The sequence below is a fragment of the Achromobacter spanius genome (assembly GCF_002966795.1).
In the GTDB taxonomy this organism is placed as follows: domain Bacteria; phylum Pseudomonadota; class Gammaproteobacteria; order Burkholderiales; family Burkholderiaceae_B; genus Achromobacter; species Achromobacter spanius_D.
The window spans coordinates 1,951,078-1,964,453 of the sequence record NZ_CP023270.1; the positions used below are offsets into that span (position 1 = coordinate 1,951,078).

Sequence of the window (13,376 nt, forward strand, 5' to 3'; positions counted from 1 at the left end):
TTACTGCGCTTCGTCGAAAATGACGGTCGTATAGACTTCCTGCACGTCGTCCAGGTTTTCCAGGGCGTCGAGCAGTTTCTGCATCTTGGCGGCGTCGTCGCCGGCGAGTTCGGTTTCGTTCAGGGCCTTCATGACGATGCCGTCGACTTCGGCCTTCAGGCCGGCCTCGTCGAATGCCTTGCGCACGGCCGCGTAATCGGACGGGGCGCAGACGACTTCGATCACGCCTTCTTCGTCGGTGGTGACGTCTTCGGCGCCAGCATCGAGGGCGGCTTCCATGACCTTGTCTTCAGGGGTGCCGGGGGCGAACACGAATTGGCCGCAGTGCTTGAACATGAAGGCGACGGAGCCTTCCTGGCCAAGGTTGCCGCCGTTCTTGGAGAAGGCGTGGCGGACTTCGGCGACGGTGCGGGTGCGGTTGTCGGTCATGCAGTCGACGATGACCGCCGCGCCGCCGATGCCGTAGCCTTCGTAGCGGACTTCTTCGTAGGCCTCGCCGTCGGCGCCGCCCGCGCCACGCTGGATGGCGCGCTGGATGTTGTCCTTGGGCATGTTGGCGTCGGTGGCCTTGTCCCAGGCCATGCGCAAACGAGGGTTGCTGTCCGGGTCGGGGCCGCCGGCGCGCGCCGCCACTGTGATTTCACGAATGATCTTGGTCCAGAGCTTTCCGCGCTTGGCGTCTTGGCGCCCTTTGCGGTGCTGAATATTGGCCCATTTGCTGTGTCCGGCCATGGCTTCCCAGGAAAATGTGTCTGCAAAGACGGCATTTTACCGTGCCGGCGGCTGTCCCGTCCGGCAAGAGGGATGCTTGTGTCCATATAGCCACGCGCACAAGGCGGGCGGCAGGCTCTACACTTGGGCATCCATCTGATCCCTGGTCCGGAGCCGCCCATGCCCAACCCCCTTGTCATCGCCAAGAACGCGCAGACCGAGTTGGCGCTGCTGCCGGCCCTGGCCAACCGCCACGGTTGCATCACGGGGGCCACCGGCACGGGCAAGACTGTCACGCTGCAGGTGCTGGCCGAATCCTTTTCCCGGATCGGCACGCCCGTGTTCATGGCGGACGTCAAAGGCGACCTGACCGGCATTTCGCAGGCGGGCGTGTCCAGCCCCAAGCTGCAGGAACGCCTGCAGAACCTGGGCCTGCCCGAGCCGGCGTGGGGCGCCAGCCCGGTCGCGCTGTGGGATGTCTTTGGCGAGCATGGGCTGCCGGTGCGGGCCACCATCACCGATATGGGGCCGCTGCTGCTCTCGCGCATCCTGGAACTGAACGACACGCAGGAAGGCGTCCTGACCCTGGTTTTCAAGGTGGCGGACGACGAAGGACAGCTGCTCCTGGACCTGAAGGATCTGCGGGCGATGCTCCAGGACGTCGCCGACCGGGCGGGCGAGCTCAAGACGCGTTACGGCAATGTGTCCTCGGCCAGCGTCGGCGCCATCCAGCGCGGCTTGCTGGCGCTGGAATCGCAAGGTGCGGAAAAGTTCTTTGGCGAGCCGATGCTGGACGTCGCCGACCTGATGCGCACCGACGCGCAGGGCCGCGGCATCGTCAATGTGCTGGCGGCCGACAAGCTGATGCAGGCGCCGCGCCTGTATGCCATCTTCCTGCTGTGGCTGTTGGCCGACCTGTACGAAAAGCTGCCCGAGGTGGGAGACATGGACCAGCCCAAGCTGGTGTTCTTCTTTGACGAGGCCCACCTGCTGTTCAACGACGCGCCGCAGGCGCTCCTGACCAAGATCGAACAGGTCGTGCGCCTGGTGCGCTCCAAGGGCGTGGGCGTTTACTTCGTGACGCAGAATCCGCTGGATATCCCGGACACCGTGCTGGGCCAGTTGGGCAATCGCGTCCAGCATGCGCTGCGGGCGTTCACGCCGCGCGATCAGAAGGCCGTCAAGACCGCCGCGCAGACCATGCGCCCCAATCCCGGCCTGGACATCGAGGCCGCGATCACCGAACTGGGCGTGGGCGAGGCGCTGGTGTCGCTGCTTGACGCCAAGGGGCGGCCGATGCCGACCGAGCGGGCCTACATCGTGCCGCCGGGCAGCCGTATCGGGCCGGCGACGGACGCCGAGCGGCAGGCGCTGCGTCAGGGCAATGCCCTGGCGCCCAAATATGAGAAGGCCGTCGACCGGGAGTCGGCCTACGAAATCCTGGCGGGCCGCGCGGCGGCGCCGGCGGACCCCCAGGTGGCCAAGGATGCGCCGGCCCGGTCCGGGCAGCCGTCCGCCAAGACGTCCGAGCCGCCTGCCGACGATAGCGGCGGGCTGATGGACAGCCTGAAGGACGTGCTGTTCGGGTCGACCGGACCGCGCGGCGGCAAACGCGATGGCGTGGTGCAGACCATCGCGAAAAGCTCGGCCCGCTCCATCGCGCGGGAACTCACGCGCGGAATTCTGGGGTCGCTGCTGGGATCGAAGGGCCGGCGCTAAGCCTTATCGGCGCAAAGCGGTGAATCGGCTGATCCGTCCGTTCGGGGGACGGGGGTATTGTGTTGCGCCCATTTATGCCTAACATTGCGGGCGGTGTATCAATGAAAACCAAAGGAAGACATGGTGGCTAAGAAACACAAGATTGCGGTGCTCCCAGGAGACGGAATCGGCAAGGAAGTCGTGCCGGAAGGTTTGAAGGTGCTGGATGCCGTGGCGACGCGGTTCGGAATCGAGTTCCAATGGGACCATTTCGACTGGAGCTGCGACTACTACGCCAAGCACGGCAAGATGATGCCGGACGACTGGAAGGACCAGATCGGCCAGCATGAGGCCATTTTCTTCGGTTCGATCGGCTGGCCCGCCACGGTGCCGGACCATGAGGCCTTGTGGGGCTCGCTGTTCAAGTTCCGCCGCGAATTCGATCAGTACATCAATCTGCGTCCGGTGCGTCTGATGCCTGGCGTGCCGTCGCCGCTGGCCGACCGCAAGCCCGGCGAGATCGATTTCTTCATCGTGCGCGAGAACACCGAGGGCGAATACTCCAATAGCGGCGGCCGCCTGTTCGAGGGCACCGATCGCGAAGTGGTCATCCAGGAAAGCGTTTTCACGCGCATCGGCGCCGAGCGCGTGCTGAAGTTTGCGTTTGAACTGGCGCAAAAGCGCGGCAAGCACCTGACCGCCGCCACCAAGTCCAATGGCATTTCCATTTCGATGCCCTGGTGGGACGAGCGCGTGGCCGACATGGCCGCGAACTACCCCGACGTGCGCTGGGACAAATATCACATCGACATCCTGTGCGCGCACTTCGTCCAGCACCCGGACTGGTTCGATGTCGTGGTGGCATCCAACCTGTTCGGCGACATCCTGTCCGATCTGGGACCGGCATGCACGGGCACCATCGGTATCGCGCCGTCCGCGAACCTCAACCCGGAACGCAAGTTTCCGTCGCTCTTTGAACCGGTGCATGGGTCGGCGCCGGACATTTATGGCAAGGGCATCGCCAACCCCATCGGTCAGATCTGGAGCGGGGCATTGATGCTGGATTTCTTGGGGTATCCCGACGCGTCGGCCGCCGTGGTCAAGGCGATCGAAACCGTGCTGGCCGAAGGTCCGCGGACGAGGGATATGAAAGGCAACGCTTCAACGGCCGAGGTCGGCGACGCGATCGCTGCGCTGGTTCGAGCCGGTTGATTGTGTTGGCGGCAGGCCTGTCCGGTTAGTAGATGAACGACTCGATTATTTCTCCCCCCTCCGATCACGTGGGCGGCGGGCGGGCCGACCGCTTCGTGCGCAAGCTCTTTCGCATGCTGCGCTCGCGCACGCAGCGTCACAATCAGCACCTGTGGCCGTTCGTCCGCATCTGGCGGGACAAGGAGGGCGCGATCAGCGGGTATCGCGCCTTTGGTCGTTCCCTGCCCGTCACGCCGCTGTCGCAAGGCTACGACCCCGCCGACAAGGTGGTGCATCTGATCCTGAGCGGCCCGTCGATCGCCGAGATTCCCTATGACCGGATGAATATCGGCGTGGCGATGGGCGTCAATGGCGCCATCGCGCTGTCGCGCAAGTTCGATCTGCAGTTCAAGTATTACTGCATCATCGACCAGAACTTCGTGCGCGACCGCATCGACCTGGTGCGCGAGATCGTCGCGCGGGACCTGACGTTGTATGTGTTTCCCGAGGTGCTGCGCTACATCATGCAAGGCATCCCGCAGGAACATATCCGATGCCGCATTTGCATCATCGAGCTGATATCCAAGCGCGCATACGAGCGCAGCGTCGCGCCGGCGGTACTCAAGCGCATTGCGGCGGCTTCCGCTGACGTCGAGCTTTTGGACGCCAAGCAGGGGCTGGGCTACAGCTTCGATGCCTCGTTGGGGGTATTCGATGCCGATACCGTGGCCTATGCGGCCCTTCAGGTCCTGACGTCCGGCGGGGCGCGCGAGGTCTTCCTGCACGGGCTGGATTTGACCGTGCAGGGCGGATTGCGTTTCTACAACGAGGGTGGCAAGCCGCAGACCAGCCGTCTGACGCGCAACTTTCCGCGTTTCATCGAGCCGTCTTTCCGCTTTGCATCGCCGCTCTGGCGCGCGCGCGGGGTGTCCGTGTTCAACCTGTCTCCGGTCAGCGCGCTGTCGGCCGACATCATCGAACGCAAGGACTGGCGCACACTGCTTAAGGACTGATCCGCCTGTCCAGACGCAGCTTGGTCAACAAGTGCATATCCAGAAAAACAAGGCGCCGCGAGGCGCCTTGTGCTTTTGCCGATGCCGACCGTATCAGTGCGCGCCGGCCGCCGCTTCCGCCGCGCCGCCGCCTCCCGCCTTGGACGCCCGCGGCCGTGCAAACCAGACCAGGCCCGTCAGCAGCAGGAAGATGACTGCGGACGCGTAGAACACGTCCGTCGCCGACATCGTGAAGGCCTGCGCGTTGATCAGTCCGTCTACCACGGTGAGCGCCTGTTGATGCGAGACGCCCAGCCCGTTCTGCAGGGTATTCATGGTCTGGTCGAACGCCTGCTGGCCGGGCCGGGCAATCTCGGTCAGTTGCGCGTGATGCAGGGTTGCGCGGTTTTCCCATAGCGTCGTGGAAATCGACGTGCCGAATGCGCCCGCCGTCAGCCGCAGGAAGTTCGACAGACCCGACGCGGCCGGAATGCGCCAAGGCTCCATGCTGGACAGCGTGATCGACGTAAGCGGCACGAAGAACGCCGCCATTGCCGCGCCCTGGATGATGGTCGGAATCATCAGCGTGCGCACGTCCGTCTGGGTGTTGAAGCCCGCGCGCATGAAGCAGACCAGCGCGAAGATCAGGAAGGCGACCGTCACGATCTGCCTGGGATCGCGCGTGGCCAGCATCTTGCCCACGATGGGGGTGAGCAGGATCGCCAGCAGTCCGACCGGCGCGGTCACAAGGCCCGCGTAGGTCGCCGTGTAGCCCATGTTGCTCTGCAGCCAGAGCGGCAGCAGCACCACGTTGCCAAAGAAGACACCATAGGCCACGGCCAGCGTCAGCGCGCCCACCGTGAAATTGCGGACCTTGAAGAGGCGCAGGTCCACGACCGGGTGCGCGTCGGTCAGCTCCCAGATCAGGAAGAACACGAAGGCCACGAAGGCGATCGCCGCCAGCGCGATGATGGTGGGGCTGGCGAACCAGTCCAGTTCCTTGCCCTTGTCCAGCATGATCTGCAGCGCGCCCACCCAGACCACGAGCAGGATGAGACCGAGCTTGTCGATCGGCAGCTTGCGCGTGACGGATTCGCGGTTGCCGTAGATGCGCCAGCTGATCCAGGCGGCCAGGAGGCCCACCGGCACGTTGATGTAGAAGATCCAGGGCCAGGTGTAGTTGTCGGAGATCCAGCCGCCGAGCAGCGGGCCGGCAACCGGGGCCACAAGCGTTGTCATGGACCAGACGGCCAGCGCCATGCCCGCCTTGGACTTCGGGAAGCTGGCCAGCATCAGCGTCTGCGACAGCGGAATCATCGGGCCGGCGACAGCGCCTTGCAGCACCCGGAAAGCGATCAGCGCTTCAAGAGAGGGAGAGAAGCCGCACAGCCAGGACGCCAGCACGAAGAGCAGCGTGGAGATCAGAAACAGGCGCACCTGGCCGAAGCGCTGCGTCAGCCAGCCGGTCAGCGGCACGGTGATGGCGTTGGCCACCGCGAACGACGTGATGACCCACGTGCCCTGGCTGGTGCTCACGCCCAGGTCGCCGGAGATGGTGGGGATGGACACGTTCGCGATGGAGGTGTCCAGCACGTTCATGAAGACCGCGGTCGACAGGGCGATGGACCCGATGATGCGGGTCGCGCCCTCCAGCGGCGGATGCGCGCCCGGCGGGCGGGCGGCGTCTGGGGGCGCGCCTGCGCCCGCGGGCTGGGCGGCGGTGCTCATGATGCGACGTTGGCGGCGATGATCTTTGCGATCATGGCGTCGACTTCATGGTGGGCGGGCTCGAAGGCGCGGGTCGACCAGGCGGGTTCCTTGCGCGCCACTTGCGTCAGCGGAGCGCCGTCGTCCTTGCCCACGTCGACTTCAACGTCCATCGACAGACCCACGCGCAGCGGATGCTGCTTGAGGTCTTCGGGGTCCAGCGTGATGCGCACGGGGACGCGCTGCACGACCTTGATCCAGTTGCCGGTGGCGTTCTGGGCGGGAAGCAGGGCGAAGGCGCTGCCCGTGCCGGCGTCCAGGCCGGCGACGGTGCCGTGGTAGGTGACCGAGCTGCCGTACAGATCGGCCACCATCTTGACCGGCTGGCCAATGCGCATCTTGCGCAGTTGGCCTTCCTTGAAGTTGGCCTCGACCCAGACCTGATCGAGCGGCACGACGGTCATCAGGGCGGCGCCGGGGGCGACGCGCTGGCCGACCTGCGCGCTGCGGCGTGCGATCACGCCGCCCACGGGGGCGGGCAGCACGGTGCGCGACTGCGCGAGCCAGGCATTGCGCAGCTCGGCCGCCGCCTGGCGCACGTCGGGGTGATCGGCGACCGAGGTGCCTTGCGTCAGCGCCTGGTTGGTCGCCAGCTTGGCCTGCGCGGCGGCCAGCGCCGCCTTGGCTTGCGCGACGCCGGACTGCGCGGACTTGAGCGCGACCTCGGCGTGCAGAATTTCCTCGCCGCTCACGCCGCCCGACTTGGCCAATTGCTGGCGGCGCTTCACGTCGCTCTGCGCGCGGGTCAGCTCGGCCTGGGCGCGCAGGATGTCGGCATTGCGCAGGTCGACGTCGGCCGCCAGCGCATCGTTCTGCACGTAGTAGGTCTGCACCTGGCGCACCGTCTGCGCCAGCTTGGCTTGCGCCTGCTGGAGGGCGATATCGGTGTCGGCGGGATCGAGGCGGACCAGCGGCTGGCCGGCGGTGACGGTTTCGGTGTCATCGGCTTCGATGGCGACCACGGTGCCGGGCACCTGCGGCGTGATCTGCACCAGGTTGCCGTGCACGTAGGCGTCGTCGGTGCTTTCGAAATGGGCGCCGAAGAGCGCCCACCAGATGCCGTAGGCAATGCCGGCAACGATGAAAACCCCGGTCGCCGTCAACAGGAGGCGTTTACGGGCGGGATGGGTGGTGGGAGTGGCAGCGTTCATGACGTCTGAATCCGGGATCGTTCAATGAATGGAGTTCGGGGCAGGCTCGGCCTGCGGCGCGTAGCCGCCGCCCAAGGCGGTGGCGAGGTTGGCGTCGAGCTGATAGGCGCGGATGCGCAGGTCGGTATCAAGACGGGCCTGCGTCAGCACGCCGGTCTGCGCGATCAGCACGGTGATGTAGTTGCCCATGCCCGCCTTGTAGCGGTCGACGGCCAGCGCATAGGCGGCCTCGATGGCTTCGCGCGCCTGGCGTTGCTGGGTCTTTTCCTGGTCCAGCAGGCGCAGGCCGTCCAGCGCGTCGGCGACCTGATGCGCGGCGTCCAGCACGGTCTGGTTGTAGTCCGACACCGCCAGGTCCGCGTCGGCGCGGCGGCCCGCCAGATTGGCGTTGAGCTCGCCGCCGTGGAAGATGGGCAGCGTGACGGCCGGACCGATGCCGGCCATGCGGGCGTCGGCGCCCAGCAGGTTGCCGGTGCCAATCGCCTGAAAGCCGACGAACGCGGCCAGGTTCACATTGGGATAGAACTCGGCCTTGGCCGCGTCGATGGCGTGGCGCGCCGCCTCGGCGCGCCAGCGGGCGGCCGTGACATCGGGACGGTGCCCGAGCAGGTCGAGCGGCACGCTGGCCGGAACGGCGCCGGCCGGTGCGGTCAGCGACACCTGAACCAGATCCTGTCCGCGCTGCGGGCCGGCGCCGGCCAGCGCGGCGACCTGGTTACGCAGTTGGGCGAGCGTGGTGTCGGTCTGGGTCAGTTCGACCTTGCCGGAGGCCAGCGACGACTCGGCCTGCTTGACCTCGACCTGCGTGTCCAGCCCGGCCGAGTAGCGGCCCTGGGTCAGCGACAGGACTTCGGCGCGCTGCGCAATCACGCGGTTCAGCACGTCGCGCTGGGCGAACGCGTTCTGCAGGTTCAGGTAGGCGCGCACGGTGGCGCTGGCGAGCAGGTTGCGCGCGGCTTGCGCGTCGGCGCTGGCGGCTTCCTGCTGCGACACCGCGGACTGCAGGCGCGAACGGTTCTTGCCCCAGAAATCCAGCTCGTAGCTGAAATCCAATGCCAGCCGGTTGTCGCTGACGACAGAGCCGCCCAGCGGCGCCGGGTAGATGTAGTCCTTGGACAGGTGCTCGCGGTTGAGGGTGTAGCCCGCGTCCACGCGCGGCAGCAGCGGGGCGCGCGCGATACCGACGGCGGCGTTGGCCTTGGCCAGGCGCGCCTGCGCGGCGCTCATCGAGGGACTGTTGGCCAGCGCTTCGGTCATCAGCGCGTTCAGTTGCGGGTCGCCGTAGCGTTCCCACCATTGCGCGGCGGGCCATTCGGTGGCTTGACCGGTCAGCCCGAGCTTGGCGGCATCAAGCGCGGCGACGGGCTTGGGCGCCGGCTCCATCAGCGCGCAACCGGTGAGGGCCAGCACCAATGCGGTAGATAAAAGGCGTTTCATCCTGACTGTTAGCTGAAAGTAATTGATTAATCTGTATTTGCCTAGGCAACGATTATGCCAAATAAAAACCCCGGCTCCAGCACGGGGCGTGAGGGTCAGCGGTCGGCCGAGGAGCCGGAGGCGGACCCGTTTGCGATCATCCGCCGCATGAAGTGCATGAGCTGGGTGACCTCGTCAGTCGAAAAGCCGCGCAGATGATGATTGAGCGCGCGGGCAATGTTGGCGGGGATTTCGCGTGCCTTGGCCTCGCCCAGTTCGGTGAGTTCGATCTTGACGACGCGGCGGTCTTCCTGGCTGCGGTTGCGGCGCAAGAGTCCCTTGGCTTCCAGGCGATCCAGCGCGCGCGTCATGGCGCCGGTGTCCATGTCGTTGAGCCGCGCCAGTTCGGCGGGTGTGTCTGCGCGGCCCAGGAACACCATGGCCAGCGGGCGCCATTGCATGGCGGTGAGATCAAGCGGCGCCATCTCCTGGTCCAGCATCCGGTTCAGGGAGTGATAGGCCAGCTTGATGAGGTAGCCCGCGTTGTCTTCGGCCATGCAACGGGTGTCGTTGCGGTAATGGACGGGGGCGTCGGGCGACTCGGCGGGTACGGGCGTGGGCAGGGAAGGCGCGGCAGTCATGCGGCGCATTTTACTGCCTAGTCAGTTATTGTCAAGGCTGTATCTTTGATGTGGGCTCGGCTGCGGGCGCCTGCTTGCGCACCCCGGACCAGACGATGGCGGCCACGATAAGGGCGCCGCCGGCCAGCATGCGCGGCGTCGGTTCCTGGCTGAACAGCACCCAGGCGAAGGCAATGGCGTAGACCGGTTCCAGCGCAATCACCAGCCCCGCGCTTCGGGCATTCAACCGGGTCAGGCTGGACACGAACAGGTAGTGCGACAGCCCGGTGCAAAAGACGCCCAGCAGCGCCAACCAGACCCAATCCTGCGCGGGCAGGGCAGGCAACTGGCCGACCGCGAAGGGCATCATCACCAGCGCGACCACGACGTTTTGCCAGCAGGCCACCTGCATCGGGTCCATGCCGGAGGCCGAGCGGCGGTTGCTCAAGGCGAGCAGGGCAAAGCTCAGGCCGGACAGCAGGCCCCACGCCAGCCCGATGGTGCCCTGGTTGGCCAGGTCGAACGAGGGCGTGACGAGCACCAGGCCGGCGGTCACCAGGCCCAGCAACAGCCATTCGGCCAGCCGGACGCGCTCGCGGAAGATCAGGCCTTCGAACAGGGTGATGAACGCGGGAAAACTGGCAAAGCCGAGCGTCGCGATGGCAATGCCGCCCACCTTCACGGAGATGAAGAAGGTGACCCAATGCGCCGCGAGCAGCGCGCCCGCGATCACCAGTACGAACAACTGCGCCGGGGTCAGCACGCCCAGCAGCGGCTTGCGGCGCATGCGCGCGAAGATGCCCAGCGCCACGACCGCGAATGCCGCCCGCCCCAGTGTGATGACCGCGGCGCTGGCCTGGATCAGTTCGCCGAACACGCCGGTCAGGCCGAATAGCACGGCGGCAATATGGATATAAGTGAGGGCGCGTTGTCGGGTCATGCTGCGAAGAAAGCGATTTGCATCGGAGAAGGCGTGCAATTATTTTTGCGGTGAACTTAAAATCATCGCATGAATCGTATTGCCAAGCTTACGGCGCTCCCGCTGGCCTCCGGCCGCGCCGCCGGGATCGCCATGGCGGTGCTTGGCGCGATCCTCTTTTCCGCCAAGGCCATCGTCGTCAAGTTCACCTACCGCTACGGGATCGACGCGGTCACGCTGATCGCGTTTCGAATGCTGTTCGCGATGCCGTTCTTCGCGGTCGTGGCGTGGCACCAGTCGCGCCGCGCGGCCCGGGGCGAAATCGTGGTGATGACCACCAAGGAACGCCTGCAGGTGTGCGTGCTTGGCCTCCTGGGCTATTACCTGTCCAGCTTCCTGGACTTCCTGGGGCTGCGCTACATCACCGCCAGCCTCGAACGCCTGATCCTGTTCCTGTCTCCCTCGCTCGTCGTGCTGCTGTCGGCCCTTTGGTTCAAGCGGCCGATCGAGCGCCGGCAATGGCTGGCCATGGTGCTGTCGTATGCCGGCGTGGTGCTGGTGTTTGCGCACGACCTGTCCTTCGGTGGGGGCGGCGAGGTCCTGTTAGGGTCTTTGTTCGTTTTCGGCTCGGCTGCAAGCTATTCTGTGTACCTGATTTGCTCCGGGGAACTGATCAAGCGGATCGGCCCGACGCGGCTGGTGGCGTATGCCATGCTCGTGTCGTGCGTGGCCTGCATCATCCAGTTCTTCATCGTGCACCCGCCGTCGATGCTGATCCAGCCCGCGGCGGTCTATGGCTACTCCATCATTCACGCCACGCTGAACACGGTAGTGCCGGTGTTCATGCTGATGTGGGCGGTGTCGCTGATCGGCGCACCCACCGCGTCGCTGCTGGGCATGGTGGGGCCGGTGTCAGTGCTGTTTCTGGCCTCGTGGTTCCTGGACGAGCCCATCACCGTGTGGCAGATGGGCGGAACCGTCCTGGTGCTGGCGGGGGTGTTTGCGTTGATGGGGGGCGGCGCCATGCGTACGCCTCCCGCGCAGGACGACAAGCAGTCCACGCGGTGAAGTCTGCATTTTTGGTCAATTCGCATTATTTCCAATGAAAGGAGGCCAGCATGGCCAGCAATCTCGTCAAGGCAATTCGTATCGAGCAGCACGGTGGTCCCGAAGTCCTGAAGCTGGTTGAGGTGGAAGTGCCCCCGCCGGCCGCCAACGAAGTCACGATCGAGCAGCACGCCGCCGGTCTGAACTTCATCGATATCTATTTCCGTACGGGCTTGTATCCGCATCCGCTGCCGCATGGCCTGGGTTTCGAGGGCGCCGGCGTGGTGACCGCGGTGGGCGCTGACGTCAAGCACCTGAAGAAGGGCGACCGCGTGGCCTACGGCCAAAGCCCCATCGGCGCCTACGCCAAGGCCCGCAACGTGCCGGCCCTGCAGGTCGTCAAGGTTCCCAAGGGCATCGAATTCGACGAGGCGGCTGCCCTGATGCTCAAGGGCCTGACGGTGCAGTACCTGTTCCGCCAGACCTACCGCCTGCAGGGCGGCGAGACCATCCTGTTCCATGCCGCGGCCGGCGGCGTCGGACTGATCGCATGCCAATGGGCCAAGGCGCTGGGCGTCAAGCTCATCGGCACGGTGTCCAGCCCCGAAAAGGCGGCGCTGGCGCGCGAGAACGGCGCGTGGGAAACCATTGATTATTCGCGTGAAAACGTGGTCGAGCGCGTGCTGGAACTGACGGGCGGCAAGAAGGTGCCCGTGGTGTATGACGGCGTGGGCAAGGACACGTGGGAAACCTCGCTGGACTGCATCGAGCCGCGCGGTTTGATGGTCAGCTTTGGCAATGCGTCCGGTCCGGTGGCGGGTGTGAACCTGGCCGTCCTGAACCAGAAGGGCAGCCTGTACGTGACGCGCCCCTCGCTGGGCATCCACGTGAACACGCTGGAAAAGCTGCAGTCGGCTTCCGAAGAGCTGTTCGATCTGGTGCTCAAGAAGAAGATCAAGGTCCGCATCGACCAGCGCTACACGCTGGAGCAGGCGGGCGAAGCGCAAACGGCGCTGGCTTCGCGCAAGACGACGGGCGCGACGGTGCTGACGCTGGACTGATCGCTTTAGAAAGCATTGCGGCGCCCCGTGGGGCGCCGCAGCGGGCCTGGAGGACGCGCGATGCGCGGACTGCCAGGCTTTTTTATGGCCGGCGCGGAGCGCGCCGCCCGCTGATCAGAGATTTTCCTCGTTGATCAGGTCTTCCTTGCCGTAGAACTTGACGCCGATGTGGATGCGTTCGCGGCCCTGCGAGCGGCGATGGCGATTGGTGTCGCGCAGCGAATAGACGCAGCCGCAGTATTCCTGCTGGTAGAAGTTCTCGCGCTTGCTGATTTCGATCATGCGCGCCGAACCGCCGCCCTTGCGCCAGTTGTAGGTCCAGTAGATCAGGTCGTCGTAGCGCGCCGCGGCGCGTTCGCCGCAGCCGTTGATCTGATTCATGTCCTTCCAGCGCGAGATCCCGAGCGAGCTGGTGATGGTGTCAAAGCCATGCTCGTGGGCGTAGAGCGCGGTGCGCTCAAACCGCATGTCGAAGCAGGCCGTGCAGCGCTCGCCGCGCTCGGGCGCGTCTTCCATGCCCTTGACGCGGTCAAACCAGTTGTCCATGTCGTAGTCGGCGTCGATGAATTCGATGCCGTGCTGCTCGGCAAAGCGGATGTTCTCCTGCTTGCGGATTTCGTACTCTTTGACCGGATGGATGTTCGGGTTGTAGAAGTAGATCGCGTAATCGATCCCGGAGGCCGTCATGGCCTCCATGACTTCGCCGGAACAGGGGGCGCAGCACGAATGCATCAGCACCTTGCTGCGGCCGGCGGGCAGGTCGAGTTTGGGGCGGACGAGTTCAGACATGGCGGGCAGACAAA

General features: G+C 65.5%; 12 protein-coding genes. 5 read left to right on the forward strand and 7 right to left on the reverse strand.

Annotation, left to right across the window (positions count from 1 at the left end):
• Positions 1-732, reverse strand: a complete 732-nt coding sequence (locus tag CLM73_RS08790; protein WP_056571568.1) for a YebC/PmpR family DNA-binding transcriptional regulator — start codon at positions 730-732, stop codon at positions 1-3.
• Positions 733-891: 159 nt separating this feature from the next.
• Here CLM73_RS08790 and CLM73_RS08795 point away from each other — a divergent pair, with 159 nt between their 5' ends.
• The 3 genes from CLM73_RS08795 (at position 892) to CLM73_RS08805 (ending at position 4,613) form a co-directional block, all read left to right on the forward strand.
• On the forward strand, positions 892-2,430 hold the full coding sequence (locus tag CLM73_RS08795) for a helicase HerA-like C-terminal domain-containing protein (RefSeq protein WP_105238115.1): 1,539 nt from the start codon (positions 892-894) through the stop codon (positions 2,428-2,430).
• Positions 2,431-2,553: 123 nt separating this feature from the next.
• On the forward strand, positions 2,554-3,621 hold the full coding sequence (locus CLM73_RS08800) for a tartrate dehydrogenase (RefSeq protein ID WP_105241432.1): 1,068 nt from the start codon (positions 2,554-2,556) through the stop codon (positions 3,619-3,621).
• A gap of 32 nt (positions 3,622-3,653) precedes the next feature.
• Positions 3,654-4,613, forward strand: a complete 960-nt coding sequence (locus tag CLM73_RS08805) for a hypothetical protein (RefSeq protein ID WP_105238116.1) — start codon at positions 3,654-3,656, stop codon at positions 4,611-4,613.
• Between the two features lie 93 nt (positions 4,614-4,706).
• Here the strand turns inward: CLM73_RS08805 and CLM73_RS08810 are convergent, their stop codons facing one another.
• From CLM73_RS08810 to CLM73_RS08830, 5 genes are all read right to left on the reverse strand, one after another.
• The gene (locus CLM73_RS08810; RefSeq protein WP_234015833.1) at positions 4,707-6,320 is read right to left on the reverse strand and encodes a DHA2 family efflux MFS transporter permease subunit; all 1,614 of its coding nucleotides are present in this window, start codon (positions 6,318-6,320) and stop codon (positions 4,707-4,709) included.
• On the reverse strand, positions 6,317-7,510 hold the full coding sequence (locus CLM73_RS08815) for an efflux RND transporter periplasmic adaptor subunit (protein WP_105238117.1): 1,194 nt from the start codon (positions 7,508-7,510) through the stop codon (positions 6,317-6,319). The genes CLM73_RS08810 and CLM73_RS08815 overlap by 4 nt, the downstream gene beginning before the upstream one ends.
• Positions 7,511-7,531: 21 nt before the next feature.
• On the reverse strand, positions 7,532-8,947 hold the full coding sequence (locus CLM73_RS08820; protein ID WP_105238118.1) for an efflux transporter outer membrane subunit: 1,416 nt from the start codon (positions 8,945-8,947) through the stop codon (positions 7,532-7,534).
• Between the two features lie 95 nt (positions 8,948-9,042).
• Complete coding sequence (locus CLM73_RS08825) at positions 9,043-9,567, reverse strand: MarR family winged helix-turn-helix transcriptional regulator (protein WP_105241434.1); 525 nt, start codon at positions 9,565-9,567, stop codon at positions 9,043-9,045.
• Positions 9,568-9,598: 31 nt separating this feature from the next.
• Positions 9,599-10,486 (reverse strand): DMT family transporter, encoded by an 888-nt coding sequence (locus CLM73_RS08830; protein WP_105241435.1) that lies wholly within the window; start codon positions 10,484-10,486, stop codon positions 9,599-9,601.
• A gap of 69 nt (positions 10,487-10,555) precedes the next feature.
• On the opposite strand from CLM73_RS08830, the gene CLM73_RS08835 reads away from it, so the two are divergent.
• Positions 10,556-11,533: a DMT family transporter gene (locus tag CLM73_RS08835; RefSeq protein WP_105238119.1), complete on the forward strand. Its 978-nt coding sequence runs from the start codon at positions 10,556-10,558 to the stop codon at positions 11,531-11,533.
• A gap of 50 nt (positions 11,534-11,583) precedes the next feature.
• Positions 11,584-12,573 (forward strand): quinone oxidoreductase family protein, encoded by a 990-nt coding sequence (locus CLM73_RS08840; RefSeq protein ID WP_056571545.1) that lies wholly within the window; start codon positions 11,584-11,586, stop codon positions 12,571-12,573.
• Positions 12,574-12,687: 114 nt separating this feature from the next.
• Here the strand turns inward: CLM73_RS08840 and CLM73_RS08845 are convergent, their stop codons facing one another.
• Positions 12,688-13,362: an epoxyqueuosine reductase QueH gene (locus tag CLM73_RS08845; protein ID WP_105238120.1), complete on the reverse strand. Its 675-nt coding sequence runs from the start codon at positions 13,360-13,362 to the stop codon at positions 12,688-12,690.
• Between the last annotated feature and the right edge of the window lie 14 nt (positions 13,363-13,376).